The sequence below is a fragment of the Microbispora sp. NBRC 16548 genome, from assembly GCF_030268985.1.
Classification (GTDB): Bacteria; Actinomycetota; Actinomycetes; order Streptosporangiales; family Streptosporangiaceae; genus Microbispora; species Microbispora catharanthi.
Map to the genome: position 1 here is coordinate 653,412 of NZ_BSSF01000003.1, position 18,761 is coordinate 672,172.

At 72.6% G+C, this 18,761-nt stretch carries 14 protein-coding genes; 9 read left to right on the forward strand and 5 right to left on the reverse strand.

The window, feature by feature from the left end:
- The first annotated feature begins 3 nt into the window (after positions 1-3).
- Genes QSK36_RS10845 through pgl form a run of 4 tightly spaced genes read left to right on the forward strand, consistent with a single transcriptional unit; the run spans position 4 to position 5,104 of the window.
- Entirely contained in the window at positions 4-1,629 is a 1,626-nt protein-coding gene (locus tag QSK36_RS10845; protein ID WP_285782266.1) for a phosphoglucose isomerase-related protein, read from the forward strand.
- A gap of 46 nt (positions 1,630-1,675) precedes the next feature.
- Positions 1,676-3,355 carry a glucose-6-phosphate dehydrogenase gene (gene zwf, locus QSK36_RS10850; RefSeq protein ID WP_183537318.1) on the forward strand — a complete coding sequence of 560 codons (1,680 nt, stop codon included), beginning with the start codon at positions 1,676-1,678 and terminating at the stop codon, positions 3,353-3,355.
- Between the two features lie 49 nt (positions 3,356-3,404).
- Positions 3,405-4,328: a glucose-6-phosphate dehydrogenase assembly protein OpcA gene (locus QSK36_RS10855; RefSeq protein ID WP_285782267.1), complete on the forward strand. Its 924-nt coding sequence runs from the start codon at positions 3,405-3,407 to the stop codon at positions 4,326-4,328.
- Positions 4,325-5,104, forward strand: a complete 780-nt coding sequence (gene pgl / locus QSK36_RS10860; RefSeq protein WP_285782268.1) for a 6-phosphogluconolactonase — start codon at positions 4,325-4,327, stop codon at positions 5,102-5,104. The genes QSK36_RS10855 and pgl overlap by 4 nt, the downstream gene beginning before the upstream one ends.
- Before the next feature lie 205 nt (positions 5,105-5,309).
- Here pgl and QSK36_RS10865 read toward each other — a convergent pair whose 3' ends face one another.
- Positions 5,310-6,275 carry a hypothetical protein gene (locus QSK36_RS10865; protein WP_285782269.1) on the reverse strand — a complete coding sequence of 322 codons (966 nt, stop codon included), beginning with the start codon at positions 6,273-6,275 and terminating at the stop codon, positions 5,310-5,312.
- A 16-nt stretch (positions 6,276-6,291) separates the two neighbouring features.
- Here QSK36_RS10865 and QSK36_RS10870 point away from each other — a divergent pair, with 16 nt between their 5' ends.
- Positions 6,292-6,840: a YciI family protein gene (locus QSK36_RS10870; RefSeq protein ID WP_285782270.1), complete on the forward strand. Its 549-nt coding sequence runs from the start codon at positions 6,292-6,294 to the stop codon at positions 6,838-6,840.
- Positions 6,841-6,911: 71 nt separating this feature from the next.
- On the opposite strand, the gene QSK36_RS10875 is transcribed toward QSK36_RS10870, so the two are convergent.
- Positions 6,912-7,988 carry a GNAT family N-acetyltransferase gene (locus tag QSK36_RS10875; protein ID WP_285782271.1) on the reverse strand — a complete coding sequence of 359 codons (1,077 nt, stop codon included), beginning with the start codon at positions 7,986-7,988 and terminating at the stop codon, positions 6,912-6,914.
- 196 nt (positions 7,989-8,184) lie between these two features.
- Between QSK36_RS10875 and QSK36_RS10880 the strand changes: the two genes are divergently transcribed.
- Positions 8,185-9,600, forward strand: a complete 1,416-nt coding sequence (locus QSK36_RS10880) for an NAD(P)/FAD-dependent oxidoreductase (protein ID WP_285782272.1) — start codon at positions 8,185-8,187, stop codon at positions 9,598-9,600.
- A 10-nt stretch (positions 9,601-9,610) separates the two neighbouring features.
- Entirely contained in the window at positions 9,611-11,215 is a 1,605-nt protein-coding gene (locus QSK36_RS10885) for an amidohydrolase (protein WP_285782273.1), read from the forward strand.
- Between the two features lie 13 nt (positions 11,216-11,228).
- On the opposite strand, the gene QSK36_RS10890 is transcribed toward QSK36_RS10885, so the two are convergent.
- Positions 11,229-11,831, reverse strand: a complete 603-nt coding sequence (locus QSK36_RS10890) for a hypothetical protein (RefSeq protein ID WP_183537301.1) — start codon at positions 11,829-11,831, stop codon at positions 11,229-11,231.
- Positions 11,832-11,998: 167 nt separating this feature from the next.
- On the opposite strand from QSK36_RS10890, the gene QSK36_RS10895 reads away from it, so the two are divergent.
- Positions 11,999-13,912, forward strand: a complete 1,914-nt coding sequence (locus QSK36_RS10895) for a sensor histidine kinase (protein ID WP_285782274.1) — start codon at positions 11,999-12,001, stop codon at positions 13,910-13,912.
- A complete protein-coding gene (locus QSK36_RS10900) occupies positions 13,909-14,550 on the forward strand; it encodes a response regulator (RefSeq protein WP_183537298.1) in 642 nt (213 codons plus the stop codon). Before QSK36_RS10895 ends, QSK36_RS10900 begins: the two co-directional genes overlap by 4 nt.
- Before the next feature lie 255 nt (positions 14,551-14,805).
- Here the strand turns inward: QSK36_RS10900 and QSK36_RS10905 are convergent, their stop codons facing one another.
- Together QSK36_RS10905 and QSK36_RS10910 are read right to left on the reverse strand one after the other, a co-directional pair.
- Positions 14,806-15,231 carry a DUF2690 domain-containing protein gene (locus tag QSK36_RS10905; protein WP_285782275.1) on the reverse strand — a complete coding sequence of 142 codons (426 nt, stop codon included), beginning with the start codon at positions 15,229-15,231 and terminating at the stop codon, positions 14,806-14,808.
- A 148-nt stretch (positions 15,232-15,379) separates the two neighbouring features.
- A complete protein-coding gene (locus QSK36_RS10910) occupies positions 15,380-18,736 on the reverse strand; it encodes a golvesin C-terminal-like domain-containing protein (RefSeq protein ID WP_285782276.1) in 3,357 nt (1,118 codons plus the stop codon).
- Positions 18,737-18,761 lie beyond the last annotated feature (25 nt).

Here is an 18,761-nt window from a genome sequence, read left to right on the forward strand (position 1 = left end):
CATATGACAATCGAGGTAACCCTCGGCGACGAGGCGGACGCCGTCACGGCGGTCAAGGACAAGCTCGTGGCCGAGGGGGTGCCCGCGGCCCTCGCCGCGGGCGACTCCACGCTGTGGGGCCCGCAGGCGCAGTCCGAGGCCGCGATCCGGCTGGGCTGGCTCGACCTGCCCCGCAGCAGCCGGGAGCTGCTCCCGGAGATCGCCAAGCTGGTGGAGCGGGCCCGCGCCGAGGGCCTTGACCACGTGGTGCTCGCCGGCATGGGCGGCTCCTCCCTCGCCCCCGAGGTGATCTGCGCCACCGAGGACGCGCCGCTGACCGTCCTCGACACGACCGACCCGCACCAGGTGCGGCGCGCGCTCGCCGACCGGCTCGACCGCACGATCGTCGTGGTGGCGAGCAAGAGCGGCGGCACGATCGAGACCGACAGCCACCGGCGCGTCTACGAGCAGGCGTTCCGCGACGCGGGGATCGACCCGGCCGAGCGGATCGTGGTCGTCACCGACCCCGGCTCCCCGCTGGAGCGGACGGCGATCGAGGCCGGATATCCGGTCGTGCTCGCCGACCCGAACGTGGGCGGCCGCTACAGCGCGCTCACCGCGTTCGGCCTGGTCCCGAGCGCCCTGGCGGGCGCCGACGTGACCAGGCTGCTCGACGACGCCGCCGCGGTGGCGCCGCTGCTCGCGCAGGACGAGGGCAACCCGGGCCTGGAGCTCGGCGCGCTGCTCGGCGCGCGGGCGCTGCACGGCCGCGACAAGCTGATCCTGCGCGACGGCATGTCCGACATCACCGGCCTGCCCGACTGGATCGAGCAGCTCATCGCCGAGTCGACCGGCAAGGAGGGCAAGGGCATCCTGCCCGTCGTCGGCGCCGAGGCCGCGGAGGCGGACGACCAGTTCCTCGTCACCATCGGGCCCGACAGCGGCACGACCGTCGACGGCCCGCTCGGCGCGCAGTTCCTCGTCTGGGAGTACGCCACGGCGATCGCGGGCCGAGTGCTCGGGATCAACCCGTTCGACCAGCCCAACGTCGCCGAGTCGAAGGAGAACACCACCCGGATCCTGCAGGAGGCCGGCGACGGCCCGCTGCCGACCGGCACTCCGGTGCTCACCGACGGCCCGGTCGAGGTGTACGGCGACCTGCCCGGCGACCTCAAGAACCTGGCCGACGTCCTCACCTGGCTGCTGCGCGCGATCCCCGAGCGCGGCTACCTGGCGATCATGGCGTACCTCGACCGCGAGGCCGCGTTCGACGCGGCGGTCGTCGGCGAGGCGTCCTTCGAGGAGATGACCGAGACCTGGGCGAGCGCCGACGTCGCCACCCTGCGGGCGCTGCTCGACTACCGCACCGACCACGCGGTCACGTTCGGCTGGGGCCCGCGCTTCCTGCACTCCACCGGCCAGTACCACAAGGGCGGGCCGGCGTCGGGTGTGTTCCTGCAGATCACCGGGGCGGTGACCGACGACGTCGAGGTCCCGGGCAAGCCCTACACGCTGGGCAGGCTGCAGCTCGCGCAGGCGCTGGGCGACCTGGGGGCCCTGACCTCCCGCGGCAGGCCGGCCGTGCGCCTGCACCTCACCGACCGCGTCGCCGGGGTCAGGCACCTGCTCTCCGTGGCGGAGGAGCTCTGACCATGCGATGCGCTACTGGCGAAGGGCCCGTCCGCGGGGAGGACACATGACGGAGCAACAGGAGCCGCAGGCCCCCGCCGGCGACGCCCTGCAGGCGCAGGAGTCGCGCAGCGCCGCGCAGGAGGCGGGGGACGACCTGACGAGCGCGGAGCGGGCGGTCCTGGCCGCCGCTCAGGCCGCCACCACCGCGACCACCGAGCTGACCGTGGCCGCCAACCCGCTGCGCGACCCGCGCGACCGGCGCCTGCCCAGGGTCGCCGGGCCGTGCGTGCTCGTGCTGTTCGGCGTCACGGGCGACCTCGCCAAGCGCAAGCTGCTGCCGGCGATCTACGACCTGGGAAACCGGGGGCTGCTGCCCCCGGGCTTCTCCCTGGTCGGCTTCGCCCGCCGCGACTGGGCGCACGAGGACTTCGCCCAGGTCACGTACGAGGCGGTCAAGGAGCACGCGCGGACGCCGTTCCGCGAGGAGGTCTGGAAGCAGCTCAGCGAGGGCATCCACTTCTGCCCGGGCGAGTTCGGCGACGACGGCGCCTTCGACGTGCTCGCCATGATGCTCAAGGAGATCGACGAGACCCGGGGCACCGGCGGCAACTACGCGTTCTACCTGTCGGTGCCGCCGAAGTTCTTCCCGCTCGTGATCGAGCAGCTCAAGCGGACGAACCTGGCCAAGGGCCCCGAGGGCTCCTGGCGCCGGGTCGTCATCGAGAAGCCGTTCGGGCACGACCTGAAGAGCGCTCAGGAGCTCAACGCGATCACCAGCGCGGTGTTCCCGGAGAGCTCGGTCTTCCGGATCGACCACTACCTCGGCAAGGAGACCGTCCAGAACATCCTGGCGCTCCGCTTCGCCAACACGCTGTACGAGCCGATCTGGAACCGCGGCTACGTCGACCACGTCCAGATCACGATGGCCGAGGACATCGGCATCGGCGGCCGGGCCGGCTACTACGACGGCATCGGCGCGGCCCGTGACGTGATCCAGAACCACCTACTCCAGCTCCTCGCGCTGGTCGCGATGGAGGACCCCACGTCCTTCGACGCCGACGCGCTGCGCCGGGAGAAGGAGAAGGTGCTGCGGGCCGTCAAGCTGCCCGCCGACCTGGCCACCGGCACCGCCCGCGGTCAGTACGTGCGGGGCTGGCAGGGCGGCGAGCCCGTCGTCGGCTACCTGGAGGAGCAGGGCATCTCCCCCGACTCCGCCACCGAGACGTACGCCGCGGTCAAGCTGGAGGTGGCGAACCGCCGGTGGGCCGGGGTGCCGTTCTACCTGCGTACGGGCAAGCGGCTCAGCCGCCGCATGACCGAGGTGGCCGTCGTCTTCCAGCGGGCGCCGCACCTGCCGTTCAGCAAGGACGACACCGAGATCCTCGGGCACAACGCGCTGGTCATCCGCGTCCAGCCGGACGAGGGCATCACGGTGCGCTTCGGCTCCAAGGTGCCGGGCACGGCCATGGAGGTCAGGGACGTCAACATGGACTTCGCCTACGGCGAGTCGTTCATGGAGTCCTCCCCCGAGGCGTACGAGCGGCTGCTGCTCGACGTGCTCATCGGCGACCCGCCGCTGTTCCCGCACCAGCGGGAGGTGGAGCTGTCGTGGAACATCCTCGACCCGATCGAGGAGTTCTGGGCCTCCCAGGGCCAGCCTGAGGGGTACGCGTCCGGCTCCTGGGGTCCCGCCTCGGCCGACGCGATGCTGGCCAGGGACGGACGCGCCTGGAGGCGGCTGTGAGCGCGGCTGTCAGCGCGGCGCATCTGGGGTGGAGCGAGCGGAGAGCGGTGTGACGACCTTCAACCTGACCGAGACGACCGCGTCGAAGATCTCCTCGACGCTCACCCGCCTGCGGCACCAGATGGGCGCGCCGGCCGTCGGCATGGTGCTGACCCTCGTCGTGGTGGTGGACGAGGCGGGGCAGTACGACGCCCTGCGCGCGGCCACCGAGGCGGCGCGCGAGCACCCCTCGCGCATCCTTATGGTGATCATCCGCGACCCTGCCGAGCCCAACCGGCTGGACGCGGAGATCCGCGTGGGCGAGTCGGCGCCGGGCGAGGTCGTGCTGCTGCGCCTGTACGGCGAGCTGACCGAGCACGCCGACTCGGTGATCACGCCGTTGCTGCTCACCGACACGCCGGTGGTGGTGTGGTGGCCGGGCGAGTGCCCGGAGATCCCCGCCAAGCACCCGATCGGGCACCTGGGCAGCCGCCGGATCATGGACGCCAAATCGGCCGGAGACGCGGTCGCCGCCATCTCCTCGCGGGCCGGCTGCTACGTCCCCGGCGACACCGACCTGGCCTGGACCCGGCTCACGCCGTGGCGCAGCCTGCTGGCCGCCGCCTTCGACCAGCCCATGGGGAAGATCACCGGGGGCGTGGTGGAGGCCGCGGCGGGCAACCCCAGCGCGCCGCTGCTGGCCGCCTGGCTGTGCGACCGGCTGGAGGCGCCGATCGAGATCGCCGACTCCGGCGGCCCCGGCCTGACGGGCGTGCGGCTGTCCATCGAGGGCGGTGGCGAGCTGACGGTGAGCAGGACCGACGCCAGGCTCGCCACGCTGTCGCGGCCCGGCAACCCCGACCGGCGGGTCGCCCTGGCCCGCAGGCCGACCTCGGAGCTGCTGGCAGAGGAGCTGCGCAGGCTCGACCCCGACGACATCTACGCCGCCTCGATCCGCCGGCTGGCGGAGATGAAGGGGCGGGGACGGGCGTGACCGGCGTTCCCACCGTCATCGTCCACCGCGACGCCGAACTGCTGGCCCAGGCCGTGGCCGCCCGCCTCATCACGCGGCTGGTGGACACGCAGGCGGCCCGCGGTTCGGCGCACCTGGTGCTGACCGGCGGCACCGTGGGCATCTCGACGCTGGCCGCCCTCGCGGGGACGGCGGCGCACGACGCCATCGACTGGCGGGCGCTCGACATCTGGTGGGGCGACGAGCGGTTCCTGCCGACCGGCCATCCCGAGCGCAACGAGACCGGGGCACGCCAGGCCCTGCTCGACCACGTCGACGTGGACCCGGCGCGGGTGCACCCGATGCCCGGCCCCGACTCGGGGATGACCGCCGAGGAGGCCGCCGACGCGTACGCGGCGGAGCTGGCCAAGGCGGCCAGGCCGGAGGACCACGGGCCGGTGCCGTCGTTCGACGTGCTGCTGCTCGGCATGGGCCCCGACGGCCACGTGGCCTCGCTGTTCCCCGGCCAGCCGGGGGTCTACGAGGAGGAGCGGCCGGTCGTGTCCGTGCACGGCTCCCCCAAGCCGCCGCCGACCCGGCTGTCGCTGACGTTCCCCGCCCTGCGGGCCGCCAGGGAGGTCTGGGTCGTCGCGGCGGGCGAGGAGAAGGCTCAGGCGGTCAGGATGGCACTGTCCGACGCCGGACCGTTCCAGGTGCCGGCCGCCGGGGCGCGCGGGCGGCAGCGCACGCTGTTCCTGCTCGACCGCGCCGCCGCGCACAAGATCCCACCGTCGTTGGGGCGGATCGCCTCCCCCTGACGGGAGATCACAACGGAACGGCCGGGCCGGGGCACACGCCCCCGCCCGGCCGTTCCGCTATGAGACGTCACCGAGGTGAGGCTGCACCGCCCACTGTGAGACGTCACTGCGCCGGTCGTAAGGTCCGGTCCTCGCGAAGCCCGCTCCGCTGGGCCTTCGCTGCGGTCCTCCCTCCCGCCCGCTCCGCTCCTTCAGTGCCGCGCCATCATTCGTCGGCGGATCGTGCCTCGTCGAGGGCGGCATGGGCCTGCTCGGCACGCTGGCGGGCGGATCGGGCGGCGCGTTCGGCGTTCGTCTCCTCCCGGCGGGCGACCTCCAGCCGGTGTTCGGCCGCGTTCAGCTTGTCCTTCGCCTTGACCAGCTTGGCCGTGATCGTCTCGACCTTGGCCGCGCGCCGCTCGTGCTCGCGTACGGCCTCGGCCCGCTCGGCCTCCCAGTCGGCGCGGCCCCGCTCCGCCTCCTGCGCGGCCTGCTCGGCCTCGGCGAGGGCGTTTTCGAGGTTCTCGATCCGGCGACGGCGTTCGGCTTCACGGCGCTCGGTTTCGTGCCGTTCGCGCTCCCGCCGCTCCTCGTCGCCGGCGTGGCGCTCGGCCTCGGGTTCGGCCTTGGGTGTGGGCTGTGCGCGCGCCGCCGGTTCGGGGGCGGGCCGTACGACCGGGGCGGGGGTGAAGCCGCTGTAGCTCAGGGGGCGGGCCAGCCGGCCCCGGCGCACCTGCTCGGCCGCGTCCTCGTCCACCACGGCGGCGTCGAGGGTCTGCTCGACCTCCAGGTCGGCCGTCGGGGCCAGCGGATGCCCGGCCTCCTCGGCCGCCTCGCGTACGGACCGCACGAGACGGGCGACGAGCGGGGTCCGTTCGCGGCCCGCCTCGGCCAGGGCGTCGGCGTCCTGGCCCCTCCAGGCCTCCCGCAGCCGCCGGCCGAGGTCGAGCAGCCGGCCGAGCTCCTGGCTCCGTTCGCGGGCCGTCCGGTTGACGGCCCAGGCCACGACGGTGGGCTTGCGCAGCGCCTTGATCCGCTTGGCCAGCGCGGCGTCACCGGCCGCCTTCGTCTCCCTGGCCAGCGCGTCGCGGGCCGAGGTGAACTCCTCGGGCACCATGCCGTAGAGCCGGTCGGCCGCCTCGTCGAAGTCCACAGACCACGTGTACCGGACTTCGCCCTGGCGTTCCAGCATGGTAGGTAGTCTCCGCATGGAGTTCTTCTGTTATCACCGCGATCGGCCCGGCTCGGGGGCGCTGCGCGACGAGCTGCTGGAAGAGCACTGGTCCTACATGGACCGGTACGACGCGGAGATGATCGCCCGTGGCCCGACCCTCGACCGCGTCGCCGACATCGCCACAGGCAGCGTGCACATCGTCGACTTGCCGGATCCCGCCACGGCGCGTGCGTTCGCCTTCGACGAGCCCAACTACCAGGCCGGTGTGTATCGCGACGTGATGGTACGGCGATGGCGCAACGTGCTGGGGCGCACCATGTGGGACTTCCCCGGCGGCAGGGACGGCGGCAACCGATATCTGGTGCTGGGCCTGGGCTCCGGGGAGGCCGCCGACCTCGTCCCGCCGCCCGAACGGGACGAGCTGATCGCGTATGGGCCGCTGCTGTCCGACGACGGCGCCACCTGGCTGGGTACGGCGGTGCTGGTCCGGGCGCCGGACCCGGACGCGGCACGGGCCGTCCTGACCCGGGACAGGTACGCCGGCATCGAGGTGCACGACTGGGAGTTCGGCGGGCGGCGGTGACGTACCGCGGCGACCCGTCCTGGTCCGGTGCCCTGAGCTACACCGGACCAGGAGGATCACCCGTGAGGACGTCAGCTCGGGGATGCCGTCGCCATCACGCCCACGGCGATCCGCGCCTCCATCACACCGGGATCCTCGGTGTGGGTGAGCGTCGCGCCGAGGGAGCCGAGCAGCCTGCGCATGCGCGTGTTGTCGTACAGAAGGGTCGCCCGCACCTCGGCGAAGCCGAGGTCCCTCGCCTGGGCGAGGAGCATCCGGGCCAGCCGGCCGCCGAGGCCCCGGCCCTGCCAGCGGTCCTCCACGAGAAAGGCGATCTCCGCGATGCCGGGGTCCGCGGAGAACATCAGCGACGCGAGCGCGACCACCTGGCCGTCGCGCCCCGCGACGAGCGACTGGCCGCGGGCCCGGTCGCACAGCCGGTCGAAACAGTGCGGCGGCAGGGTGGGGTTGGCGGTGAAGTAGCGGAACCTGCGCGTCTCGGGTGAGCAGCGCTCGTGCAGGTCGCGCAGCGCCTCGCGGTAGAGCGAGGTCAGCGGCTTGACCTGCACCTCCGCTCCGTCGGCGAGCCGCACCGGCCCCTCGGCCGCGGACGGTTCCGCCGGCGGCTGCGCCAGCCTCACCATCGCGGCGGCGCGGGCCGCCTCGGTCAGGGTGAACGGGAGCCCGGAGCGGCGCAGCCGGATCGACCGCCGCGGCGCCACGGGCACCACGAGCAGGGTCGGGTCGGGCAGCTCCAGAGCCTCCCCCTCGTCTCGCTCGCCGTCCTCGGTCCGCGAGCGTGCGGCGGTCGCGCCGTACACCCAGCGGGCGTCGTCGGCGCGCAGCAGCTCGCCCAGGATCTCCGGCAGGCGCCAGGGAGCCGAGCGCAGCCGGGCGGCGAGCAGCAGCGTACGCGTCGGCTCGTCGGTCAGTTCGTGCGCGGTGGCGGGCACGATCCGCACCCGCCTCCCGCCCGCGGCCTCCAGCGCCTCGCGTACGGCCTCGGGGGAGGCGGGGATGTCCGTGACGAACTCGTCGACCGTGCCGTCCGTGTCGGGCTGCACCGAGAGGCCGAGGATGTTGCCGCCCTTGTCGGCGAGGGCGGTCGCCAGCGACGCCAGCCGCCCGGGCCGCTCGTCCACGGTCGTACGGATCCGGAAGAACCCCATCGCTACCCGCTCCCTCCGTTGCGCTGGTCTTCAGAGTGCCGGAGGCCTGTTACACGTTTGCTACACGGCGGTGAGCCGATCGTTTCCTTTCAATGGAGGACGTTACGACTACGGTTATCCGCATGTGTCTCCACGGATCTCCACGACATCCGTCGCCGAATAGCGAGATGAGCACGGATATAGCAGGATGTGCTCCATGACCGCTCCCCTGTCCCCCGGTTTCGTCAACGGTGACGTGTCCTTCTGGTACCGGTCACCGGGGGTGCCCGCGCCCGGAGAGCCGCTCGGCGGCGACCTGCAGGCCGACGTGGCCGTGGTCGGCGCGGGCTACACCGGGCTGTGGACCGCCTACTACCTGAAGAAGGCCGACCCGTCGCTGCGGGTCGTCGTGCTGGAGAAGGAGTTCGCCGGGTTCGGCGCGTCGGGACGCAACGGCGGCTGGCTGACCGGCGCGCTGGCCGGCTCACCCGAGCGGTACGCCAAGACCCACGGACGGGACGGGGCCCGGCGGCTGCAGCGCGCGATGTTCGAGGCCGTCGACGAGGTCATCCGCGTCGCCCGCGAGGAGGGCATCGACGCGGACATCGTCAAGGGCGGCCTGCTCACCGTCGCCCGCGGCCCGGCGCAGGACCTGCGACTGCGTGAGGAGCTGACGGGCCAGCGCGCCTGGGGCTGGGACGCCGACGACGTCCGGCTGCTGACCACCGACGAGATGAACGACCGGCTGCGCGTCGCGGACGCCACCGGGGCCACCTGGAGTCCCCACTGCGCCAGGATCCAGCCGGCCAAGCTCGTCCGCGGCCTGGCGCGGGCCGTACGGGACCTGGGCGTCGAGATCTACGAGCGGACGCCGGTGACCGCGATCACGCCGGGCCGAACGACACACCCGGCAGCGGCGGTCACGCCGTACGGGACCGTGCGGGCGGACCACGTGCTGCGCTGCACCGAGGGGTTCACCGCCACCATCACCGGTCACCATCGCGACTGGCTGCCCATGAACAGCTCCATGATCGTCACCGAGCCGCTGCCCGAGCGGGTCTGGGCGGAGATCGGCTGGCAGGGCCGCGAGATGCTCGGCGACATGGCGCACTACTACATGTACGCCCAGCGGACGGCCGACGACCGCATCGCCTTCGGCGGGCGAGGCAGGCCCTACCTCTACGGGTCGAGGATCGACGAGCGGGGGCACACGCACGACTGGACCGTGGACGCCCTGTGGGACCTGCTGGTCGCGTTCTTCCCCGCCGTCGCCGGGTCGCGGGTGGAGCACGCCTGGTCGGGCGTGCTCGGCGTGCCGCGCGACTGGTGCTCGGCCGTCCACGTGGACCCCGCGACCGGCCTCGGCTGGGCGGGCGGCTACACGGGCCACGGCGTGACCACCACCAACCTGGCCGGGCGCACGCTGTGCGACCTGGTGCTGCGCCGCGACACCGACCTGACCCGGATGCCGTGGGTGGACCGGCGGGTGCGCGCCTGGGAGCCCGAGCCGCTGCGCTGGCTCGGCGTCCACTCGATGTACCGTCTCTACCGCCTGGCCGACGCCCGCGAGAGCAGGGGTATGACCAGGACGTCCCTACTGGCCAGGATCGCCGACAAGATCACCGGGCACTGAAAGGCTTCACGTGAGTTCCTCCCTCCTGTTCCGCGGCGGCCGCGTCTTCGTCCCCGGCGGGTTCGCCGAGGCGGTCCTCGTCCGCGACGGCGTCATCGCCGCCGTCGGCGCCGAGTCCGACCTGGCACGGCTGGCGCCGGACGCCGAGCCGGTGGACGTCGGCGGCGGCCTGCTGACGCCGGGGTTCACCGACGCCCACATCCACCCGGTGCAGGCCGGGCTGGAGCGGGCCAAGTGCGACCTGTCCGAGGTGTACGGGCTCGACGCCTACACGGCGGAGATCGGCGGTTATGCCGTGAGAAATCCGGACAAGGCGTGGATCGACGGCGGCGGCTGGGACATGTCGGCCTTCCCCGGCGGGCTCCCCCACCGGTCCCAGCTCGACTTCCTCGACCGCCCGGCGTACTTCGTGCAGCGCGACCACCACGCCGCCTGGGTCAACACGCGGGCTCTGGAGCTCGCCGGCATCACGAAGGACACCCCCGACCCCGCGGACGGCCGCATCGAGCGCGACCCGGACGGCACGCCGAGCGGCGTGCTGCACGAGGGCGCCATGGACCTCGTCGGCCTGCTCACCCCGCGCCCGACCCCGGCCGACGTCGACGCCGCCCTGATGGACGCGCAGGCCTACCTGTTCTCGCTGGGCATCACCGGCTGGCAGGACGCCATCGTCGGGTCGTACGCCGGGTCGGACGACCAGCTGCCCGCCTACATCTCCGCGGCCTCCTCCTGCCGGCTGAAGGCCCGCGTGGTCGGCGCCCTGTGGTGGGACCGCGCGCGGGGCGCGGAGCAGATCCCGAGCCTGGTCGAGCGGCGCGCGTCGGCCGAGGGCCTGGACCGGTTCAGGGCGACCTCGGTCAAGATCATGCAGGACGGCATCCCGGAGAACTTCACCGCCGCCGTCATCGAGCCCTACTGCCGCTGCGGCGGCACCGGCCTGTCGTACATCGACCCCGCGCTGCTCGGCGGCTATGTCAAGGAGCTCGACGCCCTGGGCTTCCAGGTGCACTTCCACGCCATCGGCGAGCGGGCCGTGCGCGAGGCGCTCGACGCACTGACCGGCACCGACCCCGCCAACCGGCACCACATCGCGCACGTGCAGATCATCACGCCGCAGGACGTGCCGCGCTTCGCCGAGCTCGGTGTGACGGCCAACCTGCAGGCTCTGTGGGCCACCCACCACCTGCAGATGGACGAGCTGTGCATCCCCTACCTCGGCGAGGAGCGCGCCTCCTGGCAGTACCCCTTCGCCGATCTCGTACGGCACGGCACCCGCTTCGCCGGGGGCTCGGACTGGCCGGTCTCCTCGGCCAAGCCCCTGGAGGCCATGCACGTGGCGGTCAACCGCACCGAGCCGGGCGGCTCCGTCCACGCGACCTACCCCACGGCCCAGACCCCGTTCCTGCCGGAGCAGAGCCTCGACCTGCGGACCATCATGACGGCCTACACCGAGGGCTCGGCCTGGATCAACCGCTCCCCCGCCGGGGTGATCGAGGAGGGCCGCCCGGCCGACCTCGTCGTGCTCGACCGCGACCCCTTCGCCCTCGACCCGAAGGACATCTGGACGACCGAGGTCGTCATGACGTTCCTCGACGGCGAACAGGTGCACGGCTGACCAGGACGGCGCTTCAGCGGTCCCCTGCCAGGGCGGAGCGGTGCCGGGCCACGGCGAACGCCACGGCGAGGCAGGCCGCGGCGAGCAGCAGCGCCGAGCCGCGGAAGCCGAGCGGGCCGTCCTCCCCGACGGGGCCGCCCACCACCCAGCCGACGGCCAGGGACGGGCCTGCCCACCAGGGCAGCACCCCGGCGCGAAGCAGGCCGACGGCGAAGAGCACCAGCCCGATCAGCGAGACGAGCATGGACAGGAGGTAGACAGGGCCGAGCGACTCCGTGTCGCCGCTGACGAGCGACACCACGAGCGGAGGCAGGAAGCCGAGCATGCCGACGGTCGTGAGGACGAGCGCCACCGAGCCGAGCCGCCCGTCCCGGCCGCCGTGCAGCGCGTGGATCGCCGCGACCGACACCAGCATGCCCAGGACGAGGGGGAACCCGTCCGCGGTGAAGGCGTAGTCGGCGAGGTCGATCAGCCGGTCGTGCTGCGGCACGGAGGTGAACAGGTCGAGCAGGGCGAGCGCGGCGGCCGACGCCGCGCCCGTCATGAGGCCGGCCTGGGCCGGCCCGTACGGCAGGCGAGCGGGTCCGGTGTGGGCCTGGGTGGCCGATGTCGTCATCGGTGTCCTCCCTCGATGTGGTCATTCGACGGTCGGCGATGACACTAGAAACCGGGTGGCCGCCGGTCGTCCGGCCGTGCGGGGAAATCCCGTCCGCCCGCCGTGTGAGCCGGGAGTCCGCCCGTGGTGGGACGACACGGCACGGACGAGGGCCTAATCTTCGGGCGATGGACCGGCTCTTCCCGCTATCCCGATGGGGTTCGGCCGTCAGCGGCGATCTGCTGCTCGCGGCCGCGCTCGCGCTGGTCATGGCCGCGGCGGCCGCACTGGACGGGCCGGCGACCCTCAGCGGCCGGGTGGGCGCGGTGGTCGCCGCGGGCGGGCTGCTGGTCCTCGCTCACCGGCGCCGCCGTCCGGCGACGGCGGTCGCCGTCGTGATCGTGGTCACCGTGACCGAGGTCGTCGCCTCCCCGCAGGCCAGCACGGCTCCGGCGTTTCTCGCCATCATGGTCGCCACGTACTCGCTCGGCGCGTACGCGTCGACCTGGCCGCTCGTCGCGGGCCTGGCGCTGGCCACGGCCGGGGTGGCGACCGCCCAGTATCTGGGGCCGTCGCAGGGGTATTCGCGCGCCTCCGCCGACCTCTTCCTGGTGGCGTCGCTGGTCCTGGCTCCGGGGGTCGTCGGCGGCGTCGTGGGCGCGCGCGACCGGCTCGGGCGGCGGCTGGACGCGGGGACAGAACGGCTGCGGGCAGCGCGGCACGAGCGGATCGCGGAGGAGCTCGCACGCGAACGGCGGCGGGTCTTCGCCGCCCTGGAGGTTCTGCTCGGCGGCCTGGACGAGACCAGGCGGCATGCGGCGGTCGCCGGGCTGGCGGACGTCACCGCTCTGGAACGGATCGCCCGCGACCTGCTGACCCGGATGCGCACCCTGGTCGGGGAGCTGCGGGCGCCGAACTCCGGCGACAGGCGGCCGGTCCGCGAGGTCGCGGAGCTGCGGACACAGGTGCGGGAGGCGCTCGCCGCCGCGAACCTGCCCGACACGAACTGGAGCGGGCTGCGCCCCGCCGGCAGGTGGACCCTGGCCCTCTCGGGATGGCGGGACGCGGCGCCGTCGGGCGTCGCGGCCCCACTGGCGTGGGCCGGGCGGCATCCCTTGACCTGCGCCGTGATCTGCCTGGCCGCCACGCCGGCGTACACGGCGGCGACCGCGAGCCCTGATCCCTTCGACGGTCTCGTGCCCTGCGGGGTCCTCGTCGTGTCGCCGTTCATACTCGGTGTGGCCTGCCCGATCCGCCGGGCGCTGGCCGGGCTCGCGCTCTGCCTGCTCGGCTGCGCGGCCGTCGGTCTGGCCAACCCCGCCGCGGTGATCACGGCGCCGGAGGCGACCGGGGCCGTCGCGGTTATCGTGGGGTGCTGGTCGGCGGGTCGCGTGCTGCGCGGCGGCGCCGAGGCGCTGGCCACGCGGGCGAGGGCCACCGTCGCCGCCGCCGAGGAGAACCGGAGAAGGGCGGCCGCCGCGCTGGACGAACAGCGCGCCCGCCTCGCCCGGGACCTCCACGACGCCGCGGGGCACATGATGACCGTCATCGTCCTGCAGGCGGCCGCCGCGCGGCGGGTCTGGGATAGCCGGCCCGGTCTGGCCGGCGAGCACGTGGCCGTGTTGCGCCGCACGCTCGCGGAGGCGCTCGGCGAGTTGCGCCCGCTCCTGCTCTCACTCTCACTCGCCGACGTCCCCGCCGCGATCGGGCTCGCCGGCCTGCCCACGCTCGCCGACAGAGCGCGCGCCTGCGGCCTGCGGGTGGCCCTGGAAGTGGACCCGGACACAAGCACGGGGGCGCCGCTTCCGCGCGCGGTGGACACGGCCGCCTACCGGATCGTCCAGGAAGCGCTGACCAACGCGGCCCGGCACGCTCCGGGCGCGTTCGTGCGCGTCGGGATCACGCGCACGAAGCGGACCCTGGCGATCGACGTGAGCAACACCCCGCCCGCCGACCGGCCGGCGCTGTCCACCTCCGCCGGGCACGGCCTCAGCGGCATGGCCGAGCGGAGCGCCGCCTGCGGCGGCACGTTCGCGGCCGGCCTCCGGCCCGGCGGCGGCTTCGGCGTTCGTGCCGTGTTCCCCCTGGAGGAAGTAGCGTGATCCGCGTCCTGCTCGCCGACGACCAGCCCTTGGTGCTGACCGGGCTGCGCACCATTCTGTCGGCAGAACCCGACATCGACGTCGCCGGCCAGGCGCGGGACGGTCACGAGGCCGTCGCGCTCGCCCGCGACCTGCGGCCGGACGTCGTGCTGATGGACATCCGCATGCCGGGGCTCGACGGGCTCGCCGCCGCACGCCAGATCCTCGCCACCATGCCGGACGTACACGTGATCATGCTGACCACGTTCGACCTGGACGAGTACGTCTACGAGGCACTTCGCGCGGGAGCCGGCGGCTTCCTCGTCAAGGACCTTCCGGACGAGCAACTCGTGGCGGGCGTGCGCACGGTGGTCCGGGGGGACACCCTGCTCGCTCCGTCGGTCACGCGCCGGTTGATCGAGGCGTACACGCGGCGTCCTCCGGCGCAGGCCGCCCTGCCTCCGGGCGCGGACAGGCTGACACCGCGGGAGGCCGAGGTCTGGAGGCTGGTGGCCCGGGGCCTGTCGAACACCGAGATCGCCGCCGAGCTGTTCGTCGGCGAGGCCACCGTGAAGACACATGTCTCCCGGATCATGGCCAAGCTCGGGGCCCGCGACCGGATCCAGGCGGTGGTGCTGGCCTACGAATGCGGCCTGTGACGCGCTCCCCACGGGTGCCCGCTCCCCCGCAGAGTGCACCGTCCCGTGGAACGGCACGGTCGGGCCGGCGCCGGCGGCCCACGCGCCGCCCGGGGCCTCATGTCGGTCCCACCGGCCGACATGCCGCCCCACCGCCTCGTCCTCGCCTGGAACAGCGCCGGCGCCAACCCGCTCATCCGCTCCGCGGGCACGTCCGCTTCACCCCCGGCCTGGTAGGCCGGAGCACTGCGGACGAATGCGGTAGCACCGGGAGGTTCAGTACCAGTTGGTGCAGGTCCAGGTCGACTGGTCCTGGGGATAGGCCGCGGGTCTGATGCAGGCTCGGACCCAGTAGCTGAAGCCGATCATCAGCGTGTAGGGGCCACCCCCGTTCGTGTAGCTCAGGACGGGAGGACCGCCCTTGCTGTTGGCGCCCTGGATGCTGAAGTCCCACCGGGAGTCGCTCCTGGCCCATACGGCGTTGCACTGCGCCGAGTGCCGCAGCTCCACCGCCGGTCCGCCCCCACTGGGCTGGACGCTGGTGGTGGTCCAAGCGTCGTTGCACTGCATCGTGGACGGGTTCTTCCCGGTGCAGCCACTGTCGTAGCAGCCCGCCGCGAGAGCCGGGCTGGGTGGCACCGCGAACAGCGGCAGCCCGACGACCAGGGCCGCGAGGAGACCGCGTTTCTTGCTGATCTTCACGTGCTTCACCACTTTCTTGTTGCAGGGATCTATGGGATGCCGGTGAACCGGCTCTGGTCCCCGGCACAGTTCATGGCCGGCGAACAGGCGGCACCGTGCTCAGGGCCGCGGTGATTCTTCTGACTGCGTGACCCCCACGGGTGAGGGATCACAGACACCCTTCGGTGGTGAGGCGGACCGCGTCGGCCGCCGTAAAGGTCCCGGTGGGGCCGGTGTCGTCGAGCGTGATCCGCGCGCCGCCCCCGCCGTCGGTCGTGACCACGCCCAGGAACGTCCAGCCTGTGGTGTTCGCCTGGTTGATCAAGGAGGTGAAGGCCGGCGAGGTCGCCGAGCCCGGGTAGCCCTGGTAGTGCGCGGCGGTGTTGTTGGCGTAGTTGTCGGGGATGGAGGCGCAGGCCGAGTAGGCGGTGTTGCGGGCCGCACCGGTGAAGGTCCAGGTGGCCGTGGAGACCGCGGTGGACCCGTGGGTGTTGGTCCACTTCTCGTATCCGAGCAGGCCGTGGCCGAAGCGGTTGTACCACTCGTCGTGCAGGGTGAACTGCGTCAGGGGCGAGCCCGGCCCCTGGGTCAGTGTGGAATAGGTGGAACCCTGGAGTGACGCCGGACATCCGACCCGCACGAACGACATCGTGTCCGCGGCCACGAAAGCGTCGTTCTTGAGCGGGCTCTGGTCGGTCAGCACGACCGTGAGCGCGCCCTTGCTGGTCGCCCGGTAGGTGCCCAGCCCGGCGAACGCGTTGGTGTAGGCGTTCTCGTCGATGGTGACCGTGGGTTTCGCGCCGCTCGCCGACTCGATCGTGTACGCCGCCTGGTAGCTGTTGGAATGGTCGTCGGGGACGTACGCGAAGATCTCGTAACAGGCGTCAGGCGTCACCTGAACGCTCCAGGTGGCGGAGGAGTCGGCGGCCGGGCCGTTGGTGAAGGTGTAGTACGAGTTGCCGAGCTGGCCGCGGTCCGCGTCCGCGTACCAGCCGTTGACCGTGCCCGTCGTGGAGGTGCCCGACAGGGTCAGGCCGTTGCCGTAGTAGGCGGTCGCCGACGACCGCACCAGGCCTTCGCAGTCGGCCTGGCGGATGTAGCGCATCGCGTCGGCGGCGACCTGGCCGTTCCCGGCGCCCTGGTCGGTGAGGGTCACCGGCAGCGTCCCGTCGTCGCGTGCCTTGAAGACGCCGAGTTCCACCCACTGGTTGGTGGCCTTGTTCTCGTCGACGGGCACCTCGCTCTGGCCGAAGCCCTTGTCGAGGACGATGTACTGCGCGGCGGCGTTGTTGGACCACTGATCCGGCACGAACGCGTCCACCCGGTAGCAGGTGTTGGCCGACAGCGACGGCGACCACGAGGCGGTCGAGTCGGCCGGTACCTTGTGGGTGTTGGTCCACAGCATCGCGCCGATCTCGCCGTGTCCCGGGTCCTGGTACCAGCCGTGGGTCGTGCCGGGGTAGTCCGAGCCGGTCAGCAGTGCCGGGCCGAGCACGACCAGGCCCGGCGGCTGGGACGGGTAGGTCGCCTTCACCACGCCGGCGTTCGCCGGCTCGGGCGGCGAGGCGGCGCCGTCCTTGGGGCCGTCCGCGACGTGGATGAATGCGCCCGGCCACGGGATGGGGAAGGGCGACAGGTTGAAGCTGTCATCGCTGTAGCCGAGGCCGTACTTGAGGTGGACCACCGAATACTGGCCGTTGGCCCGCATGTTGTAGGACTCGATGGTGACCGAGCCGTCCGGGTAGACGTCGGTGACGTAGCCGACATGCCCGGTGGTGCTGCTGGGAATGCCGTGCTCGGCGTCCGGCGGGTTGTGGTCCTGCGGGTCGGGCACCGCGTTGGGCCACCACGCGATCGAGCCGGGTGACGGCGCGTCATCCACGCGATAGCCGAGCGCGGAGAACTTGGCGGCCCACACGTCGGCGTTGCCGTATTTTCCGTTGTTCGGACCCCAGGTGAACTGGTCGACGGGGCTTATCGACGCGTTGCCCGGCGTCCATCCGGGGGCCGGCACGGACGGCGGGTGCTGCGCGGCCGAGCCGGCGAGGTTCTCGTACACCTTCCACGCGGCGAACGAGTCGCACTGGCCGTAGAACTCGTTCCACGCGTCGGTGCCCTCGTCGATGTGCTCGAACTGGCCGAGCGTCTCGTACGGGTAGTCGTCGCCGGCGTGGGCGGCGTGCCCCACGGTCCAGTGGGAGTGCGGCGGCACGAGCAGGGCGGCGATCTGCGCCAGGCTGTGCGGGGCCTGGCGGGGCGAGTCCAGCCGCACGTCGCCGAAGTCGGCGGTGGTGTCGCAGTGCGCCGTGCAGACGAACGCCTTGGTGTAGGTGGCCGGGTTGGCCGGGTCGGGCAGCGTGCCGTCATTGAGGTAGAACGGCGCGTGGGTGCAGGTGCCGCTGGGCCCGTTGCCCGCTTCGCCTGCCGGGCCGCCCGGGATCTGCTGGCAGGTGCCGGTCTCGTGCTCGTATTCGGTCGCCAGGTCGGCGACGTAGAGTTGCTGCGCGGTGTCGACGGCCCATTCCTCGACCGCGCCGTACAGGACCTTGTAGTCGGCGTGCATGGCCAGCGAGCTGAGCGCGTTGACCACGCCGTCGGCGTCGGGATACTTCACCGCATCGAGGTGGTCCGCGAGACAGGAGAGCGTACGACCGAGCGAGAACTCCTCGGCCACGTCTCCGGGGCCACAACTCAACGACTGGTAGGTGCCGCCGTAGAACTGCCCGGACGGCACCGAGGATCCGATGAGCGCCCAGAACGTGCCGTCGCGTCCCTGCGGCTTCTCGAACTGAGCCTGGCCCAATCTGTTCATGAAGTCACTGCCGGGGGTCAGGTCGGCGACCTGCTGCGTGCCGTACCCCGACCACCAGACGGCTTGCTGGGCGACGCCGCCGAACCCGCCGTGCGGCGTGGCCACCGTGACCGCTCGCGAGACCAGCAGCGGCGCGGGCGGGAAGTGGGCGAGCGAGGGATTGGAGCCGCCGATCGCGGCGCGGGTGATCATTCCGCCCATGCTGTGCGCGACAATCTCGACCGGGATGCCGTTCTTCGTGTAGGTGTCGTAGATGTACCAGGCGAACCTGCAGCCCAGCCGCATCAGGCCCTCGCCGGTGGTCCCGTAGCCGAGCGAGTTCGGCCAGTACCCGTCGCAGCCGGCCGCGTCGGAGGACTGCCAGCCGTCGGTCTTGTTGAGGTTGACGTCGCAGCCGCGCTCGTCGTCGTTCAGGTAGTAGCCGACCGTGGTCATGTCGTCTCTGGACCAGCCCCCGTAGTCGCGCAGGTAGTCCAGGGTCGTGGTGTCGTGCTGCTGCGTGGTCGTGTGGTCGTGGCCGTTGGACGTATAGGTGTAACTGCCGGCGTGATCGAAGGCGTACCCGCAACTGTCGGTGTAGCCGTGAATCAACAGCAGGTGCGGGGCGGCCGTGGTCGCGGCCGCCGCCCTCGTGGCGGCGACGGCGGGACGCGACGGGTGGATCACCCAGATCACCGCGCACAGCAGCGCCAGGGTTGCGAGGGTTCTCTTCACGGAGGCTCCGGGGCTGGGGACCGCT

What these genes read in the sequence shown, in the direction of transcription:
- QSK36_RS10845 (WP_285782266.1), top strand. Translation starts at nt 4, where the DNA reads ATGACAATCGAGGTAACCCTCGGCGACGAGGCGGACGCCGTCACGGCG.
- zwf (WP_183537318.1), top strand. Translation starts at nt 1,676, where the DNA reads ATGACGGAGCAACAGGAGCCGCAGGCCCCCGCCGGCGACGCCCTGCAG.
- QSK36_RS10865 (WP_285782269.1), bottom strand. Translation starts at nt 6,275, where the DNA reads ATGCTGGAACGCCAGGGCGAAGTCCGGTACACGTGGTCTGTGGACTTC.
- QSK36_RS10870 (WP_285782270.1), top strand. Translation starts at nt 6,292, where the DNA reads ATGGAGTTCTTCTGTTATCACCGCGATCGGCCCGGCTCGGGGGCGCTG.
- QSK36_RS10875 (WP_285782271.1), bottom strand. Translation starts at nt 7,988, where the DNA reads ATGGGGTTCTTCCGGATCCGTACGACCGTGGACGAGCGGCCCGGGCGG.
- QSK36_RS10880 (WP_285782272.1), top strand. Translation starts at nt 8,185, where the DNA reads ATGACCGCTCCCCTGTCCCCCGGTTTCGTCAACGGTGACGTGTCCTTC.
- QSK36_RS10890 (WP_183537301.1), bottom strand. Translation starts at nt 11,831, where the DNA reads ATGACGACATCGGCCACCCAGGCCCACACCGGACCCGCTCGCCTGCCG.
- QSK36_RS10895 (WP_285782274.1), top strand. Translation starts at nt 11,999, where the DNA reads ATGGACCGGCTCTTCCCGCTATCCCGATGGGGTTCGGCCGTCAGCGGC.